We start from the raw sequence: 24,454 nt of genomic DNA on the forward strand, positions 1-24,454 counted from the left end.
GCCTCGCCGGCCGGGCGGAAGACGGCGGGGTCGACGCCGAGCGGGATCGTCACCACCCGCCCGCGGGCCCCCTTGGCCAGCAGCACCCGGCCGGCGTCGTCGTTGCACACGTGCGCGCCCGCCGCGCGGCGCAGCACCGCCCGCTCGACCCAGCGGAACGGCGGCGGGTAGCGCTTGGCGAGGTTCTGGGCGCTGTAGACGACGAACGGCGCCGCCGCCGCGCGCCGGCCCCGGGCACGGTCCCAGGCGCGCCGCAGCGCGCGCAGGGCCAGGACCTCGGCGGTGGCCAGGGCGAACGGCTCCTCGTGCACGTCGAGCACGTCGTGCGGGACGCCGAGCGCCCGCCACAGCGGCCGCGGGTCGTAGACGAAGAGGGCGGGGTGGGTGCCCCACGTGCGCACGCCCTCGACGCTCTCGCCGGGGCGCGGCACGAGGTCCACGGGGCGGCCGCCCTCGTCCCACCGGCGCGCGGCGAGGACGCGGACCGTGAGCCCGCGGCGGCGCAGCTCTCGCTCGCGCTCCCGCCAGGCGTCCACGACCGCGGAGTGCGAGAGCCGCAGGACCTCCATGGCGACGATGGTCCGCCGTGCCCGGGTGGCACGGAACGCCCCGCCTGCCGATTCACCCGCCGGCCGGCGAGGTTCACCCGCCGGAGCCCTCACGCCGCGTCCGGGCCGGTCGCTAGCGTCGAGACGCCGGCCCGGCCACGACGCCGGGGGCACACCGTCCCGAGGAGGTGGTGGCCGTGCGGGTGCTCGTCGACGGCGACCGAGGCTACATCGGCGCCGTGCTGGTGCCGTTCCTGCAGGCGCGCGGCCACGACGTGGTGGGCCTCGACGCCGGGTGGTACGACGGCTGCGACTTCGGGCCCCCGCCGCGGGGGTACGAGCAGCGCACCGGCGACGTGCGCGACGCCGTGGCCGAGGACCTCGAGGGGTTCGACGCCGTCGTGCACCTCGCGGCCATCAGCAACGACCCGGTGGGCAACCTCGCGCCGGAGGCGACGTTCTCCGTCAACACCGACGGCGCCGTGCACATGGCCCGCACCGCCAAGGCCGCGGGGGTGCCGCGCTTCCTCTTCTCGTCGTCGTGCTCGCTGTACGGCGCGGCCGGCGACGGGCTGGTCGACGAGACCAGCCCGATGCGCCCGGTGACGCCCTACGGGGAGTCCAAGGCCCGCGCCGAGGCCGGCATCTCCGCCCTGGCGGACGACACCTTCTCGCCGGTCTACCTGCGCAACGCCACCGCGTACGGCTCCAGCCCGCGGCTGCGGGCCGACGTCGTCGTCAACAACCTCACCGGTGCGGCGTTCGTGCACGGCGAGGTGCGCCTGCAGTCGGACGGCACGCCGTGGCGCCCGCTCGTGCACGTCGAGGACATCGCCCGGGCGTTCGTCGCGGCGCTCGAGGCGCCCCGCGAGGTGGTGCACGACCAGGCGTTCAACGTGGGGCGCGACGAGGACGTGCTGCAGATCCGCACCGTGGCCGAGCGGGTCGCGCAGGTCACCGGCGCACCGGTGACGGTGGCGCCCAGCGCGGGGGCGGACGTGCGGGACTACCGCGTGGACTTCGCCAAGATCCGCGACCTGCTGCCCGGGGCCGCGCCGCGCTGGACCGTGCGCGAGGGCGTGGCGGAGCTGTGGCAGGACGCGACGGTGCGCGGCCTGGAGGCCGCGGACCTCGACGGGCCGCGGTACGTGCGGCTGCGGCGGGTGCGCGAGCTGGCCGACGCCGGCCGGCTGGACCTGACCTCGCTGCGGACGGTGGTGGCGGCATGAGCACCGACGCCCGCCCCGCCGCCTCCGCGCCCACCCGGACGGGAGCCGTGCCGACGGTTTCGACGACGCTGCCGTCCGCGGGCCGCCACGCCGCGCCGCGCACCATCACCGCGCCCGCGTGCCGGCTGTGCGGCGCCGCGCTGACCCGCACCTTCGTCGACCTGGGCATGTCGCCGCCGTGCGAGAGCTTCGTGCCGGCGAGCCACGCCGACGAGCCGGAGACCTTCTACCCGCTGCACGTGCGCGTGTGCGACCAGTGCCTGCTCGTGCAGCTGCCGGAGTACGTGCGGGCCACCGACATCTTCGACGACTACGCATACTTCTCGTCGTTCTCCGACTCGTGGGTGGCGCACGCCCGGCGGTTCGTCGACGACGCGGTGGAGCGGCTCGGCCTGGCGCCCGAGCGCTCGTTCGTCGTCGAGGTCGCCAGCAACGACGGCTACCTGCTGCAGCACGTGGTGGAGCGCGGGATCCGCTGCCTCGGCATCGAGCCGTCCGGCAACGTGGCCGCCGCGGCCGTCGAGTCCGGGGTGCCCACGCTCGTGGAGTTCCTCGGCGAGGCGGTGGGCGTGCGCGTGCGCGCGCAGCACGGGCCCGCCGACCTGGTCGTCGCCAACAACGTGTTCGCCCACGTGCCGGACATCGTCGACTTCGCGCGCGGCCTGCGCGCGCTCGTCGCCGACGACGGGCGGGTGACCATCGAGGTGCCGCACCTGCTGCGTCTCGTGGAGGGCAACGAGTACGACACGATCTACCACGAGCACTTCAGCTACCTGTCGCTGCTGACCACCCAGCGGGTGCTGGAGGCGGCGGGGCTCACCGTCGTCGACGTCGAGGAGCTGCCCAGCCACGGCGGCTCGCTGCGCACGTGGTCCGCGCCCACGGCGGCCGTGGGCGTCACCGCGCCGGAGCCGTCGGCGGCGGTGGCCCGCGTGCTGGCGGCCGAGGAGGCCGCGGGGCTGCACACGGTCGAGGGCCACGCCGGGTTCGCCCAGCGGGTGGCCGACGTGCGCGACGACGTGCTGCGGTTCCTGCTCGACGCCCGCCGCGAGGGCCGCCGGGTGGTGGCGTACGGCGCGCCGGGCAAGGGCAACACCCTGCTCAACCACTGCGGGGTGCGACCCGACCTGGTGGAGTTCGCCGTCGACCGCAACCCGTACAAGCACGGCCGGTACACGCCCGGCACGCGCATCCCCATCCGCCCGCCCGAGGCGCTGGACGAGGCGCGGCCCGACTACGTGGTGATCATGCCGTGGAACCTGCGCCGGGAGATCTCCCAGCAGCTCGCGCACGTCGCGGGCTGGGGCGGGCGGCTGGTGACGTTCCTGCCGCGCCTGCAGGTGTTCGAGCCGGGCACGTGAGCCCCAGGTGAGCACGCGTTGAGCACCCCCGCGGCCGCCCGCTCCACCGCGCCGTCGCCCGCGTGGCGCTGCCGCTGGTGCCGGGCGGCCGTGGGCACGGTGGTGCTCGACCTCGGCCGGCAGCCGGCCGCCGACCGCTTCCCGCTGCCCGACGACCCGCTGCCGGACCCGGTGCACGACCTGCGCATGGTGCTGTGCTCGGTGTGCCACCTGGCGCAGCTCGAGGACGACCCCACCGGGGCGCAGGAGCCGCGCGGCGTCGAGCCGGCGGCCCTGGTCGCGCAGGCGCGCGCGGCGGTGGGCGACCTCGTGGCCGCCGGCCTGGTGCGGCCCGGCGCGCGGGTCGGCGAGCGGCCCAGCCCGCACGGCGGGTCGTGGCTGCCCGCGCTGCGCGAGCAGGTGCGCCCGCTGACGGTGACCCGCGCGGGCGCGGCCGACGACGTGCGCGGCCGGCCGCTGGACCTGCTGGTCGACTCGCTGGGGCTCATGCACGAGCCGCACCAGCGCGCGGCGCTGGCCGGCCGGGCCACCCGGCTGGGGCCCGACGGGGTGCTCGCCCTGCACGTGCACCCGCTGAGCACGATCCTGCGCGGCGGCACGTGGAACGCCCTGCGCCACGGCCACTACGCCTACTACTCCCTCACGGTGCTGCTGGCGATGGCGCGCGACACCGGCCTGGCCCCCGTGGGCCTGTGGCGCTACCCGCTGTACGGCGGCACGCTCGTCGTCGCGCTGGCCCGCCGCGGGTCGCGCCGGGCGACGGCGGCGCAGGCCGACGCGGTGCTGCAGGAGGCGCTGGCGGCGGCGCTCGCGGACGACGCGGCGCTCGGCGTCACGGTGCCGGGGCGTGTGGCGGCGCTGCAGCAGCGGGTCACGACGTCGTCGTCGGCCCTGCGCACGTGGCTCGACGCCCGCCGGGGGGAGCCGGTCCTCGGCTACGGCGCGGCGTCGCGCGCCGTCGCCCTGCTCACGCTGGCGGAGGTCACCGCCGCCGACCTGCGCGGCGTCGTCGACGCCTCGCCCGCCAAGGCCGGGCGGGCGATGCCGGGCGCGCCGCCGGGCGCCCGCGTGCCCGTCCTGCCGCCCGCGGCGCTGGCGGAGCTGCGGCCGGCCTGGGTGCTGCTGCTGGTGCCGGACCTGCTCGACGAGGTGCGCGCCGCGCACCCGGAGGTCGAGGCGGCCGGCGGCCGGTGGGTGGTGGCCGAGCCGGAGCCCGTGCCCGCCGCGCCGCTCAGGCGCGGCTGAGGCGCGCGGCGAGGTCGCGCCAGCTGCCCGCGGCGTCGTCGCGCGCGCTGATCGCGGTGACCGGCAGGGGCCAGTCGATGGCGAGCTCGGGGTCGCGGTGGTGCACCGCGACGTCCTCGGCCGGGTCGTGCTCGGCGTCGATGCGGTAGCAGACGTCGGCGGTGTCGGTGAGCGTCTGGTGCCCGTGCAGGCAGCCGCGCGGCACGTGCAGCACCCGGAAGTCGGTGTCGTCGAGCCGGAACGCCTCCCACCGGCCGAACGTCGGCGAGCCCGGCCGCGCGTCGACGACGACGTCGTGCACCGCGCCGTGCGCCACCCGCACCAGCTTGGCCTCGCCGCCGCCCGTGCGGCCGTGCAGCCCGCGCACCACGCCGCGGAACGAGCGCGACTGGGAGTCCTGCACGAACGCCGCCGGGTCGAGCCCGGCGGCGCGCGCGGTGGCGGCGTCGAACGTGCGGGTGAACAGCCCGCGCTCGTCGCGGTGCGGCGTCGGCGCCAGGAGCAGCACGCCCGCCAACGTCGTGGTCTGCACGGCCAGGCCCTGGATCATGCCTCCACCGTAGGAACGGCGCGCGGCGGTCGGGGCGCGGCGGCGGGTGAACCTGGGACCGTCGCGGGGTGAAGAACGTGCGCGGCAGTTCCCGGGCCGCCGACGCCGCCCCAGACTCTTCGGTGGGGGGCGACCGGGGCACCTGCGCGCCGGCCGACGGGATTCCCGAAGGCACCGGAGCTCGGCATGACGCAACAGCTCACCGACGGTGCCGTCCGCACGGACGGCCCCACGTTCACGCGCTCGGCCGCCGCGCAGGCGCGGCTGCACCGGCTGGTGCCGGGCGGCGCGCACACCTACGCCCGCGGCTCCGACCAGTATCCGGAGCGGATGACGCCCGTGCTGGTGCGCGGGGCCGGCGCGCACGTGTGGGACCTCGACGGCAACGAGTACGTCGAGTACGGCATGGGGCTGCGCAGCGTGACCCTGGGCCACGGCCACCGCCCCGTGGTCGACGCCGTCGCCGCCGCGATCGCCGACGGCGTGAGCTTCTCGCGCCCCACGGTCTGGGAGCTGCGCGCGGCCGAGGCGTTCCTGGAGCAGGTGCCGACGGCGCAGATGGTGAAGTTCGCCAAGAACGGCTCGGACGCGACGTCGGCCGCCGTGCGGCTCGCCCGGGCGGCCACGGGGCGGGACCTGGTGGCGGTCTGCCGCAGCCAGCCGTTCTTCTCGGTCGACGACTGGTTCATCGGCACCACCGCGATGGACGCCGGGGTCCCGCGGGCGGTGCAGGACCTGACGGTGGGCTTCCCGTACGACGACCTGCCCGCCGTCGAGGCGCTGCTGGCCGCCCACCCCGGGCGCGTGGCCGCGGTCGTGCTCGAGGCGGCCACGGGCGCCGCGGCGCCGTCGCCCGGCTACCTCGCCGGCCTGCGCGCGCTGTGCGACCGCGAGGGCGTGGTGCTCGTGTTCGACGAGATGATCACGGGGATGCGCTGGTCGGCCGCCGGGGCGCAGCAGGTGTACGGCGTCACGCCGGACCTGTCGACCTGGGGCAAGGCGCTCGGCAACGGGTTCGCCGTCTCGGCGCTCGCGGGGCGGCGCGAGCTCATGGAGCTCGGCGGCCTGGCCACCGACGACCCGCGGGTGTTCCTGCTGTCCACCACGCACGGGGCGGAGGTGGCCGGGCTGGCCGCGTGGCTGGCGGTGCACCGCGAGTACGCCGCCCGGGACGTGCCCGCGGTGCTGTCCGCGCGCGGGGAGCGGCTGCGGGCCGGCGTGACGCAGGTGGTCGACGACGCGGGGCTCGGCGGGTACGTCACCGTGTCCGGCCACCCGGCGTGCCTGGTGTTCGGCACCCGCGACCCCGCCGGCGAGCCCTCCCAGGCCTTCCGCACCCTGTTCCTCCAGGAGCTGCTGCGCCGGGGCGTGCTGGCGCAGTCGTTCGTGGTGTCCGCGGCCCACACCGAGGACGACGTGGACCGGACCGTCGAGGCCGTGGCCGGCGCGCTGCCGGTGTACGCGGCCGCGCTCGACGCGGGCACCACCGACGGGTTCCTGGCCGGCCGGCCGGTGGCACCGGCGCTGCGCGCGACGGCGGCGCCGCGGCGGCTGCACCACGACGCGGGCGTGCCGGGCGGCGGCGCGCACGACGTCGAGGTGCACGACGTCGAGGTGCACGACGTCGGGGAGCGGGGCGGGGGAGGGGGCGTGCCGGGCGGCGGCGCGCCCGACGGCGGGGACGCGCCGGGCGGCGGCGCGTCCCCGCGGGACACGACGAGGTGGACCCCGGCGAGGGCCGGGTCCGAGGACGACGGAAGGCCGGTTCGATGAAGGTCGTGCTGTTCTGCGGCGGGCTCGGCATGCGCATGCGCACGGGGCCGGAGTCCCTGCCCAAGCCCATGATGCCGATCGGCTCCCGGCCGGTCCTGTGGCACATCATGAAGTACTACGCGCACTTCGGGCACACCGACTTCGTGCTCGCGCTCGGCTACGGCGCCACGGCGGTCAAGGACTACTTCCTCGGCTACCGCGAGACGCACTCCAACGACTTCGTGCTGTCCAAGGGCTGCACCCAGGTGGAGCTGCTCTCCACGGACGTCAGCGAGTGGCGCATCACGTTCGTGGACACCGGCATCGACACCGCGATCGGCGAGCGGCTGCGGCGCGTGCGGCGGTTCCTCGACGACGACGAGGTGTTCCTGGCCAACTACGGCGACGTGCTCACCGACGCCCCGATGGACCGGATCGTCGACGACTTCCTGGCCACGGACGCCGTCGGCTCGCTGCTGGCCGTGGACCCCCAGGACTCGTTCCACGTGGTGCGGATCGACCCCGAGGGCCGGCTCACCGGCATCGAGCCGGTGGCCGACATGGAGATGCGGATCAACGGCGGCTACTTCGTGCTGCGCCAGGGCATCTTCGACTACCTCGAGGAGGGCGACGACCTCGTCATGGACGGGTGCGTGCGGGCCGCGCGGGACGGGCGGTTCCGCGCCGTGCGGTACGACGGCTTCTGGGCCCCGATGGACACTCTCAAGGAGCGCAGCGCCCTGGAGGACATGGACCGGCGCGGCACGCGGCCGTGGGCCGTGTGGGACGACGCCGGCGCGCGCGGGCCCGCGCGCGCCGCCGCGCCGGTCCCGGTCCCGTACGTCGCGCCCTCGGGCTCCCTTCGGTGACCCGTCGGCCGGGCCGCCGTCGGCCGGTGCGGCGGATCGTGTTCCTGGGCCAGCTCGGCATCGGCAACCTCGGCAACGAGGCGTCGCTCGCCGCCGCACTGCGGCTCCTCGAGCCGTCCGACGGCGTCGAGGTCACCGTGGTCTGCGACGCGCCCGACGTCGTCACCGCCGAGCACGGCGTGCCCGCGGCGCCCCTGCACGCGCCACGGCCGGCGGACGCCCGCGGGCGGTCGGCGGCCGTGGTGGGCAAGGCCCGCGACGCCGCGCTGGCGTGGCGGTCGGTGCGGGCCACCGACGCGGTGCTGGTGCCCGGCACGGGCATCCTCGAGGGCCGTGGGGTGAGCCCGGGCGGCATCCCGCTGACGCTGCTGTGGTACGCCGGGGCGGCGCGCCTGCTGCGCCGGCCGTTCCTCGTGCTGTCGGTGGGCGCGGACGGCCTCGGCGGGCCGCTGGTGCAGCGGCTGTTCCGCCGCACGCTCGCCTGGTCCACCTACGTCACGGTGCGCGACGACGGCTCGGCCGACGTCGTCGAGCGGTCCGGGCTGCCCCGCCCGCAGGTGGTGCCCGACCGGTCCTGGCCGAGGCGCCGCCCGGGGCACCCGGGCACCGCGGCGGCGGGTCCGCCGACGACGCGTTCGGTGACGCGTTCGGTGACGCGTTCGGCGACCCGTTCGCCGACGACGTGCTCGCCCGCCGCCGCTCCGGCCGGCACGGCGACGACTACGGCGACGGCGGGTTCGGGGGCGGGGGGTTCGGCGACGGCGTGCCGGTGGTCGCCGTCGGCGTCATCCAGTACTCCGGGTTCGGCGCGCCCGAGGGACCCGAGGACCAGGCCGCCTACCTCGACCGCGCCGTGCGGCTCGTGCGGCGGCTGGTCGACGGCGGCGTGGCCGTCCGGGTCATCGGCGGTGCCGCCGTGGACGCGCCGACGGCCCGGCGCGTCGTGGCCGCGGCGCGGCGGGCGGGCTGCCCGCCGCAGCGCGTGGTGCTGGCCCCGGCCGCGGACATGTCCACGCTCGAGTCCTGGCTGCGCGGGTGCGCCGCCGTGGTGGCCACCCGGTACCACAACCTGGTGTCCGCGCTGCGGGCCGGCATCCCGGCGGTCGCCGTCGGGTACGCGGAGAAGCAGCGGTGGCTCCTGGAGCAGGCCGGCACCACGGGGCGGGCGCACGACGTCACCACGTTCACGCCGGAGATCGTCGCCGCGCAGGTCAACCAGATCCTCGCGCAGGGCGACGTGGAGCGCGCCGCGCTCGCCGTCTCCCTGCTCGCCGCGCGCGCCGCGCTCGCCGGCCAGCGCGACCGGGTGCGGGCGCTGCTGGGGCTGCAGCCCGCGCGCAGCCGCGGGGACGGCGCACGCGGCGCCGAGGAGCGCGAGGAGGACGCGGAGGGGGTGGTCGGATGATCGGCCTGAGCCTGCCGGAGCGGCTGCACGTGGTAGGCATCGCCGCGCACCCGGACGATCTGGAGATCGGGTGCGGGGGCACGCTGCTGCAGCTCGCGGCGCGACCGGGCACGACGGCGTCGTTCCTGACGCTCACGGGCACGCCCGCGCGCGAGGCGGAGGCACGCGCCGCGGCGGCGGCGTTCTGGCCCGGCGCGAGCAGCGCCTTCGCCGGGCTGCCCGACGGCCGGCTGCCCGAGCACTGGGGCGCGGTCAAGGCGGCCCTGCACGAGCACGCCGCCCGCACGCCCGCCCCCGACGTGGTGCTGGCCCCACGGCCGGACGACGCCCACCAGGACCACCGGCTGCTCGGCGAGCTGGCGCCGACGGTGTGGCGCGACGCCGTCGTGCTGCACTACGAGATCCCCAAGTGGGACGGCGACCTGGGCCGCCCCGACACCTACGTGCCGCTGCCCGCACAGGCGGCCCGCCGCAAGGTGGAGCTGCTCGACGCGGCCTACCCGTCCCAGAAGGCGCACGACTGGTGGGACGCCGAGACGTTCCTCGGCCTGCTGCGCCTGCGCGGCGTCGAGTGCCGCGCCCGCTACGCCGAGGCGTTCGTGGTGCGCAAGGCCGTGCTCGACCTCGGGCTCGACCCTGCGCACCACCTCGCGCCCGACCCCGGGACCGGCGTCGGGCCCGACCGCGACCCGGCGGGCGGCGCGTGACCCGGCCCCGGGCAGCGGTGGTGCTGCTCGCGCTCGCGGCCGTCGTCGTGCTCGTGGGGCTGGGCGTGACGGCCGGGCGCGACGGCGAGCCCGCCGGGCCGGGCGGCCGCGGCGAGCGGCCGGCGGCGGCGCCGGTCCGCTCCCAGGAGCCGTCGCCGGACGCCGCGCCGGCCGCGCGCGGCAGCCCCGACGACCCGCCCTTCGCGACCGCCGTCTCGCCCGACGGCCGCTACCTCGTCGACCAGCGCGGGGAGCCGTTCCTCGTGCGCGGCGACTCGCCGTGGTCGCTGCTGACCGACCTCACGCCGGACGAGCAGCGGCACTACCTGCAGACCCGCGCCGGCCAGGGCTTCAACGCCGTGCTCACGGCGCTGCTGGGCGCGGTGGCCAACGGTGCCCCCAGCGACGACGGCGCGACCGTCGACGGCCTGCACCCGTTCGTCGACGGCGACGTCACGCGGCTGGACGACGCGTACTGGGACCGGGTCGTCGTCACGGCCGAGACCGCCCGGCGGCTGGGCCTGACGCTGTTCCTCTACCCGGTGGACGGGTGGTCGGTGGGCAAGGCGTTCTCCCCGGGCGGCCCGGACGACTGCCGCGCCTACGGCCGCGCCGTGGCCGAGCGGTTCGCCGGCCTGCCCAACGTGGTGTGGGTGATGGGCGGCGACTACTTCCCGCAGACCGACGACCCGGCGGCCGGCAGCGACGTCGACCGGTGCATGGACGCCGCGCTCGGCGGGATCCGCGACGCCGGCGACCGCCGGCCGTTCTCCGTCCAGCTCGGGTACGACGTCTCGCGCAGCACCGACAACCCGTTCTGGGCCCCGCGCGTGGACTGGGTGTTCGCCTACTCCTACTACCCGACCTACCGCGCCGTGCTCGACGCGCGCGCGACCGCGCCGGCGCGGCCGGTCGTCTTCGGCGAGGGCAACTACGAGGGCGAGAACAACCAGGCCGAGACCGCCCCCACCACGCCCGAGACGCTGCGCCGGCAGGTGCTGTGGGCCATGACGTCGGGCGCGGCCGGCGACTTCTTCGGCACCGACGACTGGGAGCTGCTGCCCGGCTGGCAGGACCGCCTGGGCTCGCCGGGCGTGCGCGCGGTCACGGTCGCGCGCGACGTGCTGGCGGGGCTGCGCTGGTGGGAGCTGGTGCCCGACGGCGGGCCGGCCACCGTGGACGGCGGGCGGGCGCTGGTAGAGTCCGGGCGCGGGCGGCCCGTGCTCGACGACGCGCCCGGCGACGTGCTCGACGACGACTACGTCACCGCCGCCGCGACGCCCGACGGCGCGCAGGCGGCGGTGTACGTGCCCACGGCCCGCACCGTGCGCCTCGACCTGGGGCTGCTGCGCCCCGGCGTCGTCGCGACGTGGGTCGACCCGTCGTCGGGCGCCCGGCACGCCGCGGGGCCCGGGCCGGACTTCACGACGCCGGGGCGCAACGCCGACGGCGCGAGCGACTGGCTGCTGGTGCTGCGCTGACCCGGCACCGGGGACGACGACCGAGACGGACCACAGGGAACCGACAGGGGACCGACAGGGGGACGACGATGACCGCACCGACACCGGCACCGGCACCGGGGGAGCAGCCGCGGCTGACCGTGGGGGTGCCCGTGTTCGACGGCGCGCGCTACCTGGCCGAGACGCTCGAGGCGCTGCTGGCGCAGGACTACCGCGACCTCGTCGTCGTGGTCTCCGACAACGCCTCGACCGACGGCACGCGCGCGATCTGCGAGGACTTCGCCGCGCGCGACCCGCGCGTGCGGTACCACCGCGAGGAGGTCAACCGCGGCGGGGCGTGGAACTTCACCCGGGTGCTGGAGCTGGCGCGCACGGAGCTGTTCGCCTGGAACGCCGCCGACGACGTGGCCGCGCCGGGCCACCTCGCCCGGTGCGTCGCCGCGCTGGACGCGCACCCTGAGGCGCCGCTGGCCTACGACCGGGTGCGGCTCATCGGGCCGGACAGCGAGGTGATCGGGGAGCTCGGCGACGAGGACCTGGACCTCACCGCGCCGTGGCCGAGCGCGCGGCTGGAGCACTTCCTGGTGCGCCAGGCGGTGCACATCGAGTACGGGGTGTGGCGCACGGGCTTCCTGCGGGCGATCGGCGGCGAGCCGGAGATCCGTGGCGGCGACGTGGTGCTCGGGGCGCGGCTGCTGCTGCGCGCCCCGGCGGTCAAGGTGCCCGAGCAGCTGTTCTTCTCCCGGCGCCACCCCGAGCAGGGCTCGGTGCTCGAGGGGCTCGCGCAGGTGCAGGAGAACCGGCCCGACGCCCGGTTCCGGCTGACGTTCCCGCAGACCCGGATCCTGGTGGAGCTGGTGCGCTCGGTGCTCGCGGCGCCGCTGCCGCCGGGGGAGCGGGGCCGCTGCCTGCGGGCGGTGGTGCGCGGCTGGGCGGTGCCGCGGCGCCGGTCCTACGCGAGCGACGTCAAGCAGAACCTGCTGGCGCTGCGCACGGCCCTGCGCGCGACCGCGCGCGCGGCGGCGCGCCGCGGGCGTCTCACGCGCTGAGGTCCGCCCGCGCGCCGTCGCCGAGGGTGCGGCCCAGGACGGAGTCGAGCTCCGCCCGCACCACCGACCAGTCGCGCGCCTCGGCGTGCGCGCGGGCGCGGCGGCGGGCGGCGGCCAGCGCGTCGCGGTCGTCGGCGAGCCCGGCCAGCGCGGCGGCCAGGGCGGCGTCGTCGCCGGGCGGCACCAGCAGCCCGGCCTCGCCGACGGCCTCCGGGACGCCGCCGACGTCGGACGCGACCACGGCCGCGCCGGCCGCCATCCCCTCGAGCGAGGTGAGGGCGAAGGGCTCGGGCCACACGGACGGCACCACGACGACGTCGGCCCCGCGCAGCAGCTCGACCACCGCCGGCCGCGGCGCGAACGGCCGCACGTCAGCGTGCGGGCCGAGGCCGGCGGCGAGCTCGCGCAGGCCGCGCTCGTAGGGCGTCAGCGGGTCGGTGGCCGAGAACCCCGACGAGCCGACGACGGTGACGTGCACGTCGCCGCGCCCGGCGTCGACCAGGCGGCGCACGGCGCGCAGCAGCACGTCCGGGCCCTTGTCCGGCACGGTGCGGCCGACGAACAGCACCTCGAGCACGTCCCCGGCCGCGCGGCCGGACGGCCGGATGGCGCGGGCGTCGACGCCGTTGCGCACCACGTGGACGCGCTCGCGCAGCGACGGCGGCAGCCGGTCGGCGGTCTGCTCGGCGAGGTGGGCGCTGACGCACACCACCGCGGCGGCCGGCTCCAGCGCGCGGCCCGCCTCGCGGGGGGTGTAGGTGCGCAGCAGCTGGTTGTGGGCGTAGAGCACCGGCACGTGGCGGGCGTCGACGAGCCCGACGGCCTGCGGCGCGTTGTGCAGCAGCACGACGGCGGGGGGCCACGCCGCCTGGTCGGCCAGCGCGGCGCGGAAGGCGCGGCGGGCGCCCTCGCGGGGGAGCCCGGCGCGGGAGCGCAGCGCGTCGAGCGCCCGGTCGGCGCGCCCGCCGGGCGGGGCCGGGGCGTACTCGAGGACGTCGGCGCTGGGGTAGCGGTCGGGGTAGGTCCCGCGCGCGACGACGACCGCCGGGCGCGGCTCGCCCGGGGGCGTCGCCGCGCACAGCCCGTGCACCACCGTGGGGATCGCGCTGCCGGTGCGCGGCGAGAAGTGGTCGCCGGGCGTGATGACGTGGACGGCGCGGTGCGGCACGGCTGCCCCTTCCCGGCCTGTCGCGGCCCTGTCGTGCCCTGTCCCCGCCCGGCCGCCGGCGTCGGCGCTGCTCGGGCGGCGTCCGCCCGACGTCGGGCGGCGGTGCTGCGATCGTAGGCGCGGCGCCCTGGTCGGCGGCAGAGCCGGCGGGGGCGCCGGCCGGGTGATTGTGGGGGAGCGAGCCCCGGTGCCGGCCGAGCGCCGGCTCAGACGTCGACGCGGTACCCCAGCGCCAGCTCGTCGCCGGCCAGCCCGCGGATGCCCCAGTTCTCCCGCGGGCTCTCGACCACCACCAGCTCGAGGTCGTCGGACGCGAGGCCGAGGGCCGGGGCGACGTCGTCGTACATCGCCCGCACCAGCGCGCGCTTGGCCTCCGGCGAGCGCCCGGCGAAGCAGAGCACCTCGACCAGCAGGTAGGCGTCGGACCGCGGCACCAGCAGGTCGCCGTCGTCGAGCAGGTGGAAGCGGTGGAACCGCTTGTCCTGCGGGATGCGCCACGCGCTCACCAGGGCGGCGTGCAGGGCGTCGGACACCTCGCTGCGCCGCTCGCCCCAGACTCGGCGCAGCCCGCTGACGGTGACGTGGACCATGCCCGGACCCTAGCGGGCACGACCCGGCTCACCGGGTGAAAAACCGCCCGAAACGGGGTGAGCAGCTGGGTGAGATTTCCGCATCACCCTTGTTCACCTGCGAAAACGCGCTGGTATGTGCTCGGACCAACAACACCCAGACCGGCGTGATGATCGGCAGCCTCGTGGGCGCCGCAGCCCTGCTGCTGCTCCTGGGCCTGCTGGCCATGCGCGCCGCCCGACGCCGCACCGCCAGCTGATGAGCTGACGACAGGCGGCACACGAGGGCCCCGCCCACGACTCGAGAAGAGGGTCGCGGGCGGGGCCCCCGCGTGCGACCACCCCTCGCACCCCCGTACGCACTCACGTCCCGCAAGGCAGTCATGACGCATCCCCGCCCCGCACCACCCGGCCCGATCTCGACCTCCGTCCCCCTCGCCGCGCCGAGCGCTCGGCGCCTGGCCGCCCGCCGGTGGCTCCTGGTGCTCGCCGGCACCGTCCTCGCCGCCCTCAGCGTGCTCCTCGGGTTCCTCATGGGGTACGTGCTCGACGTGCCCGTCGCCCGATGATGCCGCAGGGCCGTCCGACCGCACCGGCAGCCGGGCCGGGGGCGGGCACCGCCTCCCCGGTCGACCGACCCGCGTGGGGGGCGGCGCTGCGGGACCTGCGCGGGTTCGTCGCGCACCACGGCAGGCTGCCGTCGTCCGGAGCCTCCGCCACCGCGCCCGAGCGCGCGCTCGCCGCCTGGCTGGTGCGGCAGCGCGCCCGCGCGGGCGGGAGCGGCCCCGCGCTCACGGCGCAGCAGCTGCAGGTGCTCGACGCCGCCCTGCCCGGGTGGCGGGACACCACCGAGCTCCGCTGGCGGCTGCACGCCACCGCCGTCGCGGAGTACCGGTCGGCCACCGGCCGGTGGCCCTCGAAGCACTCGGCCGACCCCCACGTCGCCCGGCTCGGCCGCTGGCTGCACGACCAGCGCGCCGCCGCCGCGAACCCCGAGCGCCCGGGGCGGTGGAGCGCCGCCCGCCGGGCCCAGCTCGACGAGCTGGCCCCGGGCTGGGACGGCGCCGCGGGGTAGGGCCCGAGCCGCGGTGCGCCGCGGGTGATTGTGCCGCCGGGCCGTTCCCGCCCCGGCGCCCGCTGCCTAGGGTGGCGGCGTGACCTCCGCGCTGGTGAGCGTGGTCCTGGCGACCAACCGGGTCTCGCCGTACCTCGGCGAGGCGCTCGGCTCCGTGCGCGCCCAGACGCTGCGCGCGGCGCGGGACGGCACCGTGGACCCCGGCGCGGTCGAGCTCGTCGTCGTCGACGACGGCACGCCCGACGCCGAGGCGGTGCCCGACGCCCTCGCCGCCTTCGCCGACCTCGAGCCCGTCGTCGTGCGGCAGCGGCCCTCGGGGCTGCAGGTGGCGCGCAACGCGGGCATCGCCGTGGCGACCGGCCGGTACGTGACCTTCCTCGACGACGACGACCGATGGGACCCGCGGCGGCTCGAGCGCCAGGTGGCGCCCCTGGAGGCCGACGCCGCCCTGGTGGCGTCGTACTGCCGGTTCCGCGTGGTCGACGAGGACGGCGCACCGCTGGCCGTCAGCGACGCGTTCGCCGAGGGGCCGCTGACCGCCGCCGACGTGCTCGACGACCGGGTGAGCATCATCAGCCCGGTCATGGTGGTGCGCCGCGCCGCCCTCGACCGGGTCGGCACCTTCCACCCCGCGACCGCCTACGCCGAGGACCGCGACCTGTCCTTCCGCCTCGCGCTCGACGGCGCCGCCTGGTTCGTGGACGAGGCGCTCGTCGACTACCGGCGCCACGCCGGCTCGATGACCAACCGCCGCCGCGCGCAGTGGGCGGGCACCGAGCGCGTGCTGCGCCTGCACCGCGACGCGCTGCGGGCCGCCGGCGACGGTGAGCTCGCCGACGTCGTCGAGCGCAACCGGCGGCGTCAGCGCCTGGCGCTCGACCCGCCGCGCTGGCGGGTGGCGCTGCGGACGGTGGCGGGGCCGGCCGTGCGCCGCGCCCGGGCCGCGCTGGAGCAGGCGCGTCAGGCCCGCAGCACGCGGGCGTAGACGGCCTCGACGCGGTCGGCCACCGCCTCCCAGGTGTACCGAGCGGCCGTCGCGCGCCCGGCCGCGCCGAGCCGGCGCCGGAGGTCCGCGTCCCCGAGCCGCCCGAGCGCGGCGGCCAGCGCCGCAGGGTCCTCCGGGTCGGCGAGCAGGCCCTCGACGCCGTCGGTGACGATCTCGCGCGGGCCGCCGCGCGTCGTCGCCACCACGGGCACGCCGGCGCGCAGCCCCTCGAGCACCACGATGCCGAACGCCTCCACACGGCTGGGCACCACCAGGCCGAGCGCGCCGGCCAGCGTGGCGACCACGTCGGGGCGGCCGAGCGCGCCGGGCAGCACGACCCGGTCGGCCACGCCCAGCTCGTCGGCCAGCGCCGCCAGCGCGGGACGCTCCGGCCCGTCGCCGGCCAGCACCAGGCGGACGTCGTCGTCCACGAGGCCCTCCGCCCGGGCGCGGGCGAACGCGCGCAGCAGCAGGTCGAACCCCTTGACGTGCACCATGCGGCCGAGCGCCAGCAGGTACCGCTCGGGCAGCCAGCCCGGCGGCGGCCCGGCGGGCTCGGCGGGGTCCACGCCGTTCGCCACGACGACGGTGCGCGCCGGGTCCCGGCCGAACCGCGCGAGGTCGGCCGCCGCGTGGTGGGAGCAGGCCGTCACGGCCCGGGCGCGGCGCAGCGACCACGGCAGCGCCCGGCGCATCAGCGCCGAGGTCTCGAAGACCTGCGACTCGTCCATGTACGTCTCGCCGTGCGCGCCCACCACCAGGGGCAGGCGTCGCGCGGCGGCCAGCGCCGTCGCCCACGGACCGTTGGGCCCGTAGCACTGCACGTGCACCACGTCCGGCCGGTCGGCCGTGGCGGCGCGCCACCACGCGGCGGCGGCGCCGGGCGCGGCCAGTGCCAGGTCCCGCAGCGAGCGCGCCGACCGCGCGGCGAGCGGCGCGGGCAGGTAGCGCACGCGGACGCCGGGCACGACGTCGTCGGCGCCCGCGACGTCGTCGCCGCGGTCCACCGCCCACACCACCACGCGGTGGCCGCGGGCGTGCAGCACCGCCGCCAGGCGGCGCACGTGCTCCTCGACCCCGCCGACGCGGGGCCAGTACGAGCTCGCCACGAGCGCGACGGTGGTCACGCGCCGATCGTAGGGACGCCGGGTCCGCAGCGCGTCGCGGCCCGGCGGGAATCACCCCCGGATCACCCCGTCGGCCCATGGCGTCCGCGGCGCGCGCTGCGACGAGAATGACCCATGAGTCCGACGCTCACGCTGGCGACCCTGGCCGCCGGCACGCCCATGGGGCAGCAGGCCTACGAGGAGCGCGTCGCCGCCATGGCGCCCGCCGCGCTCGGCGGCGCGGTCGACGTGCGCCGCGCGGTGCTGCGCACGCTCCGGTCCTCGCTGCCCGGCACCGCCCGGGTCCCCGGCTGGCTCCTGCGGTCAGCACCCACCTCCGTGCGCCGCGCGGCCGGCGCGGTGCTCTACCGCGGCGCCGACGTCGTGCACCGCATGGGCCTGTCGCTGCCGCCCGCCACGGTGCCCGAGGTGGTGACCGTGCACGACACCGTGGCCTGGCGCTTCCCCGACGAGACGCCGCCCGAGCCGTGGGCCGCCGAGGAGACCCGGCGCGCGGCGGCCGTGGTGGCCGTCTCGCAGTTCTCCGCCGACGACGCCGCTGAGCTGCTCGGCCTCGACCGCGTGCACGTGGTGCACAACGGCGTGGGGGAGGAGTTCTTCGACGTCGCGCCGCTCGACGGCGTGGCGCTGGCGGCCCTGGGGATCTCGGGGCGGTTCGTGCTGCACGCGGGCGGCTCCACGCTGCGCAAGAACCTCGAGGGGCTGGCCGCGGCGTGGCCGCTGGTGCGGGCGGCGCACCCCGACGTGCGGCTGGTGCTGTGCGGCCCGCCGTCGGAGCGCCGCGAGCGGCTGTTCGGCCACCTGCCCGGCGTGGTGCTGCCGGGGCGCGTGCCCGACGCCGTGCTGCCGCCGCTCATGGCGGCCGCCAGCGCCGTCGTCGTGCCGTCGCTGCACGAGGGGTTCGGGCTGCCCGCCCTGGAGGCGATGGCCTGCCGGGTGCCCGTGGTCGCCGCGGCGCGGGCGGCGCTGCCGGAGGTGTGCGGCGACGCCGCGTGGCTCGTCGAGCCGGACGGCCCGGCCATCGCGGAGGGGCTGGTGCACGTGCTCGACGAGGGCGCCGGCGTCGCCGACCGCGTCGTCGCCGGGCGGGCCCGGGCCGCCCGGTTCACCTGGGCGCGCACCGCCGCGGGGCACGCCGCGGTGTGGCGGGACGTGCTGGGCGTCGCGCCCGCCGTCCCGCCGCCCGGCGTCCCGGGAGCCGCCCGCGACGTCACCCCGGGGGTGACCCCGTGAGGGTGCTGACGCTGGTGCGCGACCTGAGCCACGCGCACGGGGAGGCGGTCAACCTGCTGCAGATCCTCGAGGAGCTGCGGCGCCGCGGCGTCGTGCTGGACCTGGCCCTGCAGGAGCCGCGGTACTTCGAGCCCAGCCCCGCGGTGACCGCGCGGGTACGCGCGCTCGGCGCGCGCACGTGGCGGGTGGGGCACACCGACCACTCGATCTTCTGGACGCCGCCGCGGTGGCTGCGCGGGGCGCCGGCGCGCGCGCAGCGCCTGGCCGGGCTGGTCGACGACGCCGTGCGGATCGTGCCGTCGGTGCTGAGCACGGTGGCGCGCGTGGGCCGGCGGCGGCCCGACGTGGTGCTCGAGGTGCGCCAGTTCGGGATGACCTGGTCGGTGCCCGTGGCGCGGCTGACCGGCGCGGCATGCGTGTGCCAGGTCAACGTGGTCATCGACGCCCGCCCGCGCCGCGACGGCCTGCTGCTGGCGGGCGCCGACCGGGTGCTGGCGGTGTCGCACTTCGTCAAGGAGGCGCTGGTGGACCTGGGCGTGCCGGAGCGCAAGGTGCGGGTGGTGCACAACGGCGTCGACCCGGCCGCCTACCCGGCCGCCGGCCGCGCCGAGCGGGACGCCGCGGCGGCGGCCCTCGGCCTCGACCCCGACGTGCCCGTCGTCGTCTTCTACGGCCAGCTCAACCCGGTCAAGGGCGTGCACGTGCTGCTCGAGGCGGCGCGCCGCCGCCGGCGGCCCTACCAGCTCGTCGTCGCGGGCCGCTACACCGACCCGTCGTACGCCGCGGTGCTCGACCCGCTGGCCGCGGAGGCCGAGGACGTCACCTGGCTCGACCACCAGGAGGACGTGCTGCCGCTGCTGCACGCGGCCGACGTCGTGGTGCTGCCCAGCGCGCGCGAGGAGGCGTTCGGGCGGGTGCTCATCGAGGCGATGTCCACCGGCCGCCCGGCCGTCGGCTCGCGCATCGGCGGCATCCCCGAGGTGCTCGCCGGCGAGCTCGACCGGTTCCTCGCCGCGCCCGGCGACCCGGACGACCTGGCGCGCGCGATCGACGCCGCGCTCGACTGGCGCGACGCCGACCCCGGGCTCGGCGACCGGTGCCGCGCGCTGGTGGAAGAGCGCTTCACGCTCGCGCACACCGCCGCGGGCATCGAGGCGGTGCTCCGGGAGGCCGCGCAGGAGCGCGCGGCCCGCCGCCGGGCCCGTCTCCGCAGACCCGGTCGGCGGGCCCGGCGCGCCCCCGCGAGCCGGAGGGCAGCCGGGTGAATCGGCCTTTCACCCCGCGGATCCGTAGGCCCCGCAGGGCCCTCTCCCTAGGCTCGCTGACGTGACCCCCGTCACCCCCGCCCTGTCCGTGCGCGGCCTGGGCAAGACGTATCGCATCGGCCGGTCCGGGCAGGCGCCCACCACCGCGGTCGAGGCCCTCGTGGCGCGCCTGCGCAGCCCGATGGCCCGCTCGCGGTTCACCGAGTTCGACGCGCTCGACGGCATCGACCTCGACGTGCCGTGGGGCGAGGCGCTCGGCATCGTCGGGCGCAACGGCGCCGGCAAGTCGACGCTGCTGAAGATCCTCACGCGGGTGACCGCGCCGACCCGCGGGCGCATCGAGCTGCACGGGCGGATGGGCAGCCTGCTCGAGGTCGGCACCGGGTTCTCCGGCGAGCTGACCGGGCGGGAGAACATCTTCCTCAACGGCGCCATCCTGGGCATGACCCGCAAGGAGATCCGCGCGTCGTTCGACGAGATCGTCGACTTCTCCGGGATCGAGAAGTTCCTGGACACCCAGGTCAAGCGCTACTCCTCGGGCATGTACGTGCGCCTGGCGTTCGCCGTCGCGGCGCACCTGCGCACCGAGATCCTCGCCATCGACGAGGTGCTGGCCGTGGGCGACGCGGAGTTCCAGGCCAAGTCGCTGGCCAAGATGCGCGACGTCGCCAAGGACGGGCGCACGGTGCTGTACGTCAGCCACCAGGTGCAGACCGTCACGGCGCTGTGCACCAGCGCGATCTTCCTCGACCGCGGCCGGCTCACCTACGCCGGGACCGTCGACGACACGCTCGAGGTCTACCGGCGCAGCTTCGAGAAGTTCGCCGCCGAGCAGCGTGACCCCGACCGGCGCCCCGGCAGCGGCGCGCTGCGCGCCTCGGCGGTGGTGCCGGGCTCGGACGTCTACGAGCCCGCCGACACCAAGTCGTTCACGGTGCACGTCGGGGCGAACGCGTCCCTGGTGGGCCAGTACTTCGTCTCCTGCCACGTCAACGACGCCAACGGCACCGTGATCGCGCAGTGCGACTCGCGGCCGGTGGGCGGCTGGTACGACCCGGCCAAGGAGCAGGAGATCCGGCTGAGCCTGCGGGCGCCGTGGCTCAAGCCCGGGCGCTACACGGTCGACGTCTTCGTGTGCCAGATGGGCGTGCTCGACGCCTGGGAGGGCGCCGCGACGTTCGAGGTGCTGCCCGGCTCGCCGTACCCGGAGATGACGCTCGACGAGGCCACGGCGCACGGCGTCGTGCTGGCCGACTACGACTACGAGGGGCGCTGACCGTGGAGACCGTCGTCATCACGCCCCCCGGCCGGCTCGGCCTGCCGCGCTGGTCCGAGCTGTGGGGCGCCCGCGAGGTGCTGTACCGGTTCGGCCAGCGCGACGTGCTGCTGCGCTACCGCCAGACGGCGGTGGGCGTGGTGTGGGTGGTGCTGCAGCCGCTGGCCGCGGCGGGCGTGTTCTCGCTCGTGTTCGGCACGGTCGCGAACCTGCCCAGCGACGGCGTGCCGTACTTCCTGTTCAGCTACGCCGGCATGCTCGCCTGGAACCTGTTCAACCAGACCGTGGGCCGCGCGGCGCCGTCGCTGGTGAGCAACCAGGCGCTGGTGTCCAAGGTGTTCTTCCCCCGCCTGCTCGTGCCCCTGTCCACCGCGCTGTCGGTGCTGCTCGACTTCGCCGTCGCGCTCGCCCTCGGCGCCGTGCTGCTGCTGGTCTACGGCGTCAACCCCGGCTGGGCGGTGCTGCTGCTGCCGGTGTGGACCGTGCTGCTGCTCGGCGTGGCGCTCGGCATCGGCCTGGCCGCGGCGTCGGTGCAGGTGAAGTACCGCGACATCGGGTACGCGCTGCCGTGGGCGCTGCAGCTGCTGCTGTACGCCTCGCCGGTCGCCTACTCGGTCCAGGCGGTCGAGGGGCTGTCGCCGGCCGTGCGCCTGCTGTTCGAGGCCAACCCCATGACGTGGTTCCTCGACGCGTTCCGGTTCTCGGTGCTGGGGCTCGACGCGCCGCCGGCGTGGCAGGTCGCGGGCATGGTCGGCGTGAGCGCGCTCGTGCTGCTGGCCGGGGTGCTGGTCTTCCAGAAGAACGAGCGCAACTTCGCGGACGTGATCTAGGTGGCCCGCCGGCTGCGGCTCGCCGCGTACGTCCTGGCCGCCGACCCGGCGTTCCTGGCGGCGAGCGTGCGCGCGTACTACGACCGGGTCGAGCGGATCGTCGTGTCCTACGACCGCAGCGCCACCTCGTGGTCCGGCACCCCGCTGCCGGTCGAGGAGTGCCTGGCGATCCTCAAGGAGCTCGACGTCGAGGGCCGCTGCGAGCTCGCGCCCGGCGACTTCTGGCGCCCCGGGCACGACCCGCTCGACAACGACACCCACCAGCGCCGGGTCGCGCTCGCGCAGGCGTCCGAGGGCGCCGACTGGGTGCTGCAGCTCGACACCGACGAGGTGGTCGCCGCGCCCGAGGCGTTCTTCGGGGCCCTCGCGCGCGCCGACGCCGCCGGCGCGACCGCGCTCGACTACCCGGCGCGCTGGCTCTACGCCCGGGTGGGCGACGCGGCGCCCGGCGGGCGCTACCTCGAGGCCTCGACCCGGTTCTGGCGGCCGGTCGCGGGGTTCCCCGGCCCGCTCGCCGTGCGCCCCGGCACCCGGCTGGAGTGCGCGCGCCAGGCGCCGTCGGCCGTGCGTTACCGCGTCGACCTGCGGCCGTGGAACACCGACCCCGCGCAGGGGCCGGGCAGCCTGGTGCACGAGGTGGTGCCGCTGGAGGACGCGGTGGTGCACTACTCGTGGGTGCGCCCCGACGAGCACATGCGCCGCAAGTTCGGCTGGTCGGGGCACAGCGCCGAGTACTCCCACCCGGTGGTCTACCGGCGCTGGGCGTCCCGGCAGCGCCACCCGTGGGCGGCGGCGGCGACCACGCCGCTGCGCCGCCACCCCGAGTGGTTCCGGCTCAGCACGCTGCGCCGGGAGGCCGACCATGGCTGAGAACCCCGCGCCGGCCCTCACCGTGTCCGTGGTCATCCCGACGTTCCGGCGGCCGCGCTACGTCGCGGAGTGCCTGGCCCACCTCGAGCGGCTGCGCACGGCGCCGCTGGAGGTGCTGGTCGTCGACGCCTCGCCCGACCCGGCCACGCGACGCGTGGTCGAGGCGCACCCCGGCGTGCGCTACCTGCGCAACGAGCTCGGCGCCGGCACCACGCCCGAGTCCCGCGGCATCGGCGTGGCGCACGCCCGCGGCGACGTGGTGGCGTTCGTGGACGACGACGCCTACGTGGACCCCGACTGGCTGGACGAGCTGCTGGCCCCGTACGCCGACCCCGACGTGGTGGGCGTCGGCGGGCGCATCGTCAACGGGCAGCCGGGGGAGGAGCAGGAGGGCCTCGACCGGATCGGCCGGCTGCTGCCGGACGGGCGCCTCACCGGTTACTTCGCCGCCGACCCGGGCCGCACGATCGAGGTCGACCACCTGCTCGGCGCCACGATGTCCTACCGCCGCGCCGCGCTGCTCGACGTCGGCGGCGTGCACGGCCGCTACCCGGGCCCGTGCGTGTGCGAGGAGACCGACATCGCGCTGCGCCAGCGGGCGCTCGGCCGCCGGCTCGTCTTCGCGCCCCGGGCCGTGGTGCGGCACGTGTCGGCGCCGTACGCCGGGCGGGGCGACCGGTTCGACCGCCGCTACGACTTCTACCGGCGGCGCAACCACCAGGCGATGCTCGTGCGGGTGTACGGCCCGGCGGCGCCGGTGACGCGCCGGCACACCTGGACGGTGCTGCGCGAGGAGGGCGGCCGGCTGCGGTGGATGGCCCGCGCCCTGCTGGGCCGGGTGCGCGACGAGGACGGGCGCCGGCCCGGCGTCGCGCAGCGGCTGCGCGCCCCGGCGATCCTGGCGCGCGTCGGGGTCGACGTCGCCGGCCTGGCCGTGGGGTGGCCGGCCGGCCTGCGCGACCGGCGGCACGACCGCCTCCCGGCGCGGGAGCGGTCGTGATCGCCGGCGGGCCCGCCGGCCCGGGACCCGCGCTGGTGGTGAGCCTCGTGGTCGCCACGCGCGACCGGCCCGACCGGCTCGCCCCGTTCCTCGCCCGTGCCGTCGCGGCGCTGGACGGGTGCACCGGGCCCGACGGTGCGGCGCTCGCCGCCGAGCTCGTGCTCGTCGACAACGGCGCCCGCGCGCAGGTCGAGGCCGCCCTGCCCGCGCCCGTGCGCGCCGACCCGCGCGTGCGCGTCGTGCACGCCGCGCTGCCCGGGCTCAGCCGGGCCCGCGCCGTGGGCAGCTCCGCCGCGCGCGGGGCGGTGCTGGTGATGACCGACGACGACGTCGAGGTCGACCCCGGCTGGCTCGGGCGCATGGCCGCGCCGCTGCTCGACGGGCGCGCCGACCTCGTCGCCGGGCGCGTGCGGCTGGCCGACGACCCGGCGTACCCCGCCGAGCCGCTTCTGCGGCGCTGGCTGGCCGAGACCGACGACGCCGCGCCGGCGCCCGCGCTCGTGGGCGCGGCGATGGCGTTCCGCCGCGAGCTGCTCGGCGTCGCGCTGTGGGACCCGGCGCTCGGGGCCGGCGCGCCGGGGACGGGGTTCGGCGAGGACGTGCTGTTCGAGTGGATGGCGCGGCGTGCCGGCGCGCGCGTGGTGCGCGCCGACGGCCCGCCCGTCGTGCACCGGCCCGACGCCGACCGCCTGACCCGCGCCGCCTGGCTCGACGCCGCGGCGCGGCGCGGTCGGTCGGACGCGTACGTGGCGCACCACTGGCTCGGCACCGACGTCCGGCTGCTGGGGCTGCGCGCGCTGCGTCACCGGGCGGCGCTGGCGGCCGTGCGCCGCCGAGCTGCGGCGGCGGGCACCCCGGGGCCCGCCGAGCTCGAGGCCGTG

24 protein-coding genes and 2 pseudogenes are annotated in these 24,454 nt (G+C 77.4%); 21 read left to right on the forward strand and 5 right to left on the reverse strand.

Going from position 1 to position 24,454, the window contains the following annotated elements; all coding sequences use genetic code 11:
• Window positions 1–569, reverse strand: a pseudogene (locus GSF02_RS15305) (glycosyltransferase); the annotation flags it as partial.
• A 176-nt stretch (window positions 570–745) separates the two neighbouring features.
• Here GSF02_RS15305 and GSF02_RS15310 point away from each other — a divergent pair.
• Genes GSF02_RS15310 through GSF02_RS15320 form a run of 3 tightly spaced genes read left to right on the forward strand, consistent with a single transcriptional unit; the run spans window position 746 to window position 4,383 of the window.
• The gene (locus GSF02_RS15310; RefSeq protein WP_159798065.1) at window positions 746–1,777 is read left to right on the forward strand and encodes an NAD-dependent epimerase/dehydratase family protein; all 1,032 of its coding nucleotides are present in this window, start codon (window positions 746–748) and stop codon (window positions 1,775–1,777) included.
• Entirely contained in the window at window positions 1,774–3,138 is a 1,365-nt protein-coding gene (locus GSF02_RS15315; protein WP_159798067.1) for a class I SAM-dependent methyltransferase, read from the forward strand. The genes GSF02_RS15310 and GSF02_RS15315 overlap by 4 nt, the downstream gene beginning before the upstream one ends.
• Window positions 3,139–3,156: 18 nt before the next feature.
• Window positions 3,157–4,383 (forward strand): transferase, encoded by a 1,227-nt coding sequence (locus tag GSF02_RS15320; RefSeq protein WP_159798069.1) that lies wholly within the window; start codon window positions 3,157–3,159, stop codon window positions 4,381–4,383.
• Here GSF02_RS15320 and GSF02_RS15325 read toward each other — a convergent pair.
• Window positions 4,370–4,933, reverse strand: a complete 564-nt coding sequence (locus GSF02_RS15325; RefSeq protein ID WP_201308955.1) for a dTDP-4-dehydrorhamnose 3,5-epimerase family protein — start codon at window positions 4,931–4,933, stop codon at window positions 4,370–4,372. The genes GSF02_RS15320 and GSF02_RS15325 overlap by 14 nt on opposite strands.
• A 186-nt stretch (window positions 4,934–5,119) precedes the next feature.
• On the opposite strand from GSF02_RS15325, the gene GSF02_RS15330 reads away from it, so the two are divergent.
• The 7 genes and pseudogenes from GSF02_RS15330 to GSF02_RS15360 all read left to right on the forward strand — a co-directional run bounded on the left by GSF02_RS15330 (window position 5,120) and on the right by GSF02_RS15360 (window position 12,175).
• Entirely contained in the window at window positions 5,120–6,706 is a 1,587-nt protein-coding gene (locus GSF02_RS15330; protein WP_159798071.1) for a glutamate-1-semialdehyde 2,1-aminomutase, read from the forward strand.
• A complete protein-coding gene (locus tag GSF02_RS18920) occupies window positions 6,703–7,554 on the forward strand; it encodes a sugar phosphate nucleotidyltransferase (RefSeq protein ID WP_159798073.1) in 852 nt (283 codons plus the stop codon). The genes GSF02_RS15330 and GSF02_RS18920 overlap by 4 nt, the downstream gene beginning before the upstream one ends.
• A gap of 38 nt (window positions 7,555–7,592) precedes the next feature.
• Window positions 7,593–8,111, forward strand: a pseudogene (locus GSF02_RS19175) (polysaccharide pyruvyl transferase family protein); the annotation flags it as partial.
• A 125-nt stretch (window positions 8,112–8,236) separates the two neighbouring features.
• A complete protein-coding gene (locus GSF02_RS15345) occupies window positions 8,237–8,959 on the forward strand; it encodes a polysaccharide pyruvyl transferase family protein (protein WP_159798075.1) in 723 nt (240 codons plus the stop codon).
• Window positions 8,956–9,666 carry a PIG-L deacetylase family protein gene (locus tag GSF02_RS15350; RefSeq protein WP_159798077.1) on the forward strand — a complete coding sequence of 237 codons (711 nt, stop codon included), beginning with the start codon at window positions 8,956–8,958 and terminating at the stop codon, window positions 9,664–9,666. The genes GSF02_RS15345 and GSF02_RS15350 overlap by 4 nt, the downstream gene beginning before the upstream one ends.
• Entirely contained in the window at window positions 9,663–11,147 is a 1,485-nt protein-coding gene (locus GSF02_RS18925) for an apiosidase-like domain-containing protein (RefSeq protein ID WP_235915618.1), read from the forward strand. Before GSF02_RS15350 ends, GSF02_RS18925 begins: the two co-directional genes overlap by 4 nt.
• Before the next feature lie 68 nt (window positions 11,148–11,215).
• Window positions 11,216–12,175, forward strand: a complete 960-nt coding sequence (locus tag GSF02_RS15360; RefSeq protein ID WP_159798079.1) for a glycosyltransferase family 2 protein — start codon at window positions 11,216–11,218, stop codon at window positions 12,173–12,175.
• Here the strand turns inward: GSF02_RS15360 and GSF02_RS15365 are convergent.
• Both GSF02_RS15365 and GSF02_RS15370 read right to left on the reverse strand, forming a co-directional pair.
• Window positions 12,165–13,343: a glycosyltransferase family 4 protein gene (locus GSF02_RS15365; protein ID WP_159798081.1), complete on the reverse strand. Its 1,179-nt coding sequence runs from the start codon at window positions 13,341–13,343 to the stop codon at window positions 12,165–12,167. The genes GSF02_RS15360 and GSF02_RS15365 overlap by 11 nt on opposite strands.
• A gap of 206 nt (window positions 13,344–13,549) precedes the next feature.
• Entirely contained in the window at window positions 13,550–13,933 is a 384-nt protein-coding gene (locus GSF02_RS15370) for a tautomerase family protein (RefSeq protein ID WP_159798083.1), read from the reverse strand.
• Window positions 13,934–14,022: 89 nt separating this feature from the next.
• Between GSF02_RS15370 and GSF02_RS15375 the strand changes: the two genes are divergently transcribed.
• The 4 genes from GSF02_RS15375 (at window position 14,023) to GSF02_RS15390 (ending at window position 15,972) form a co-directional block, all read left to right on the forward strand.
• Window positions 14,023–14,172, forward strand: coding sequence for a hypothetical protein (locus GSF02_RS15375; RefSeq protein ID WP_159798085.1), 150 nt, complete (start codon window positions 14,023–14,025; stop codon window positions 14,170–14,172).
• Window positions 14,173–14,295: 123 nt separating this feature from the next.
• On the forward strand, window positions 14,296–14,481 hold the full coding sequence (locus tag GSF02_RS15380; protein WP_159798087.1) for a hypothetical protein: 186 nt from the start codon (window positions 14,296–14,298) through the stop codon (window positions 14,479–14,481).
• Complete coding sequence (locus tag GSF02_RS15385; RefSeq protein ID WP_159798089.1) at window positions 14,478–14,987, forward strand: helicase associated domain-containing protein; 510 nt, start codon at window positions 14,478–14,480, stop codon at window positions 14,985–14,987. Before GSF02_RS15380 ends, GSF02_RS15385 begins: the two co-directional genes overlap by 4 nt.
• A 79-nt stretch (window positions 14,988–15,066) precedes the next feature.
• Window positions 15,067–15,972: a glycosyltransferase family 2 protein gene (locus GSF02_RS15390; protein ID WP_159798091.1), complete on the forward strand. Its 906-nt coding sequence runs from the start codon at window positions 15,067–15,069 to the stop codon at window positions 15,970–15,972.
• On the opposite strand, the gene GSF02_RS15395 is transcribed toward GSF02_RS15390, so the two are convergent.
• Entirely contained in the window at window positions 15,948–17,099 is a 1,152-nt protein-coding gene (locus GSF02_RS15395; RefSeq protein WP_159798093.1) for a glycosyltransferase family 4 protein, read from the reverse strand. The genes GSF02_RS15390 and GSF02_RS15395 overlap by 25 nt on opposite strands.
• A gap of 114 nt (window positions 17,100–17,213) precedes the next feature.
• Between GSF02_RS15395 and GSF02_RS15400 the strand changes: the two genes are divergently transcribed.
• The 7 genes from GSF02_RS15400 to GSF02_RS15430 all read left to right on the forward strand — a co-directional run.
• Window positions 17,214–18,332, forward strand: coding sequence for a glycosyltransferase family 4 protein (locus GSF02_RS15400; protein ID WP_159798094.1), 1,119 nt, complete (start codon window positions 17,214–17,216; stop codon window positions 18,330–18,332).
• Window positions 18,329–19,597 carry a glycosyltransferase family 4 protein gene (locus GSF02_RS15405; RefSeq protein ID WP_159798096.1) on the forward strand — a complete coding sequence of 423 codons (1,269 nt, stop codon included), beginning with the start codon at window positions 18,329–18,331 and terminating at the stop codon, window positions 19,595–19,597. The genes GSF02_RS15400 and GSF02_RS15405 overlap by 4 nt, the downstream gene beginning before the upstream one ends.
• A gap of 61 nt (window positions 19,598–19,658) precedes the next feature.
• The gene (locus GSF02_RS15410) at window positions 19,659–20,873 is read left to right on the forward strand and encodes an ABC transporter ATP-binding protein (RefSeq protein WP_235915619.1); all 1,215 of its coding nucleotides are present in this window, start codon (window positions 19,659–19,661) and stop codon (window positions 20,871–20,873) included.
• A 2-nt stretch (window positions 20,874–20,875) separates the two neighbouring features.
• The gene (locus GSF02_RS15415; RefSeq protein ID WP_159798098.1) at window positions 20,876–21,703 is read left to right on the forward strand and encodes an ABC transporter permease; all 828 of its coding nucleotides are present in this window, start codon (window positions 20,876–20,878) and stop codon (window positions 21,701–21,703) included.
• Window positions 21,704–22,573 (forward strand): hypothetical protein, encoded by an 870-nt coding sequence (locus GSF02_RS15420; RefSeq protein ID WP_159798100.1) that lies wholly within the window; start codon window positions 21,704–21,706, stop codon window positions 22,571–22,573.
• Complete coding sequence (locus GSF02_RS15425; RefSeq protein WP_159798102.1) at window positions 22,566–23,573, forward strand: glycosyltransferase; 1,008 nt, start codon at window positions 22,566–22,568, stop codon at window positions 23,571–23,573. Before GSF02_RS15420 ends, GSF02_RS15425 begins: the two co-directional genes overlap by 8 nt.
• Window positions 23,570–24,454 (forward strand): glycosyltransferase family 2 protein (locus tag GSF02_RS15430; RefSeq protein ID WP_159798104.1); only part of this gene is annotated, 885 nt, incomplete at its 3' end. The genes GSF02_RS15425 and GSF02_RS15430, both read left to right, overlap by 4 nt.

The sequence above is a fragment of the Puerhibacterium puerhi genome (assembly GCF_009846865.1).
In the GTDB taxonomy this organism is placed as follows: Bacteria; Actinomycetota; Actinomycetes; order Actinomycetales; family Cellulomonadaceae; genus Puerhibacterium; species Puerhibacterium puerhi.

Bases quoted from the DNA above. Each gene is read 5' to 3' on its own strand.
- GSF02_RS15315 (WP_159798067.1), top strand. From the start codon at position 1,774: ATGAGCACCGACGCCCGCCCCGCCGCCTCCGCGCCCACCCGGACGGGA.
- GSF02_RS15325 (WP_201308955.1), bottom strand. From the start codon at position 4,933: ATGATCCAGGGCCTGGCCGTGCAGACCACGACGTTGGCGGGCGTGCTG.
- GSF02_RS15330 (WP_159798071.1), top strand. From the start codon at position 5,120: ATGACGCAACAGCTCACCGACGGTGCCGTCCGCACGGACGGCCCCACG.
- GSF02_RS18920 (WP_159798073.1), top strand. From the start codon at position 6,703: ATGAAGGTCGTGCTGTTCTGCGGCGGGCTCGGCATGCGCATGCGCACG.
- GSF02_RS15350 (WP_159798077.1), top strand. From the start codon at position 8,956: ATGATCGGCCTGAGCCTGCCGGAGCGGCTGCACGTGGTAGGCATCGCC.
- GSF02_RS15360 (WP_159798079.1), top strand. From the start codon at position 11,216: ATGACCGCACCGACACCGGCACCGGCACCGGGGGAGCAGCCGCGGCTG.
- GSF02_RS15370 (WP_159798083.1), bottom strand. From the start codon at position 13,933: ATGGTCCACGTCACCGTCAGCGGGCTGCGCCGAGTCTGGGGCGAGCGG.
- GSF02_RS15380 (WP_159798087.1), top strand. From the start codon at position 14,296: ATGACGCATCCCCGCCCCGCACCACCCGGCCCGATCTCGACCTCCGTC.
- GSF02_RS15385 (WP_159798089.1), top strand. From the start codon at position 14,478: ATGATGCCGCAGGGCCGTCCGACCGCACCGGCAGCCGGGCCGGGGGCG.
- GSF02_RS15400 (WP_159798094.1), top strand. From the start codon at position 17,214: ATGAGTCCGACGCTCACGCTGGCGACCCTGGCCGCCGGCACGCCCATG.
- GSF02_RS15425 (WP_159798102.1), top strand. From the start codon at position 22,566: ATGGCTGAGAACCCCGCGCCGGCCCTCACCGTGTCCGTGGTCATCCCG.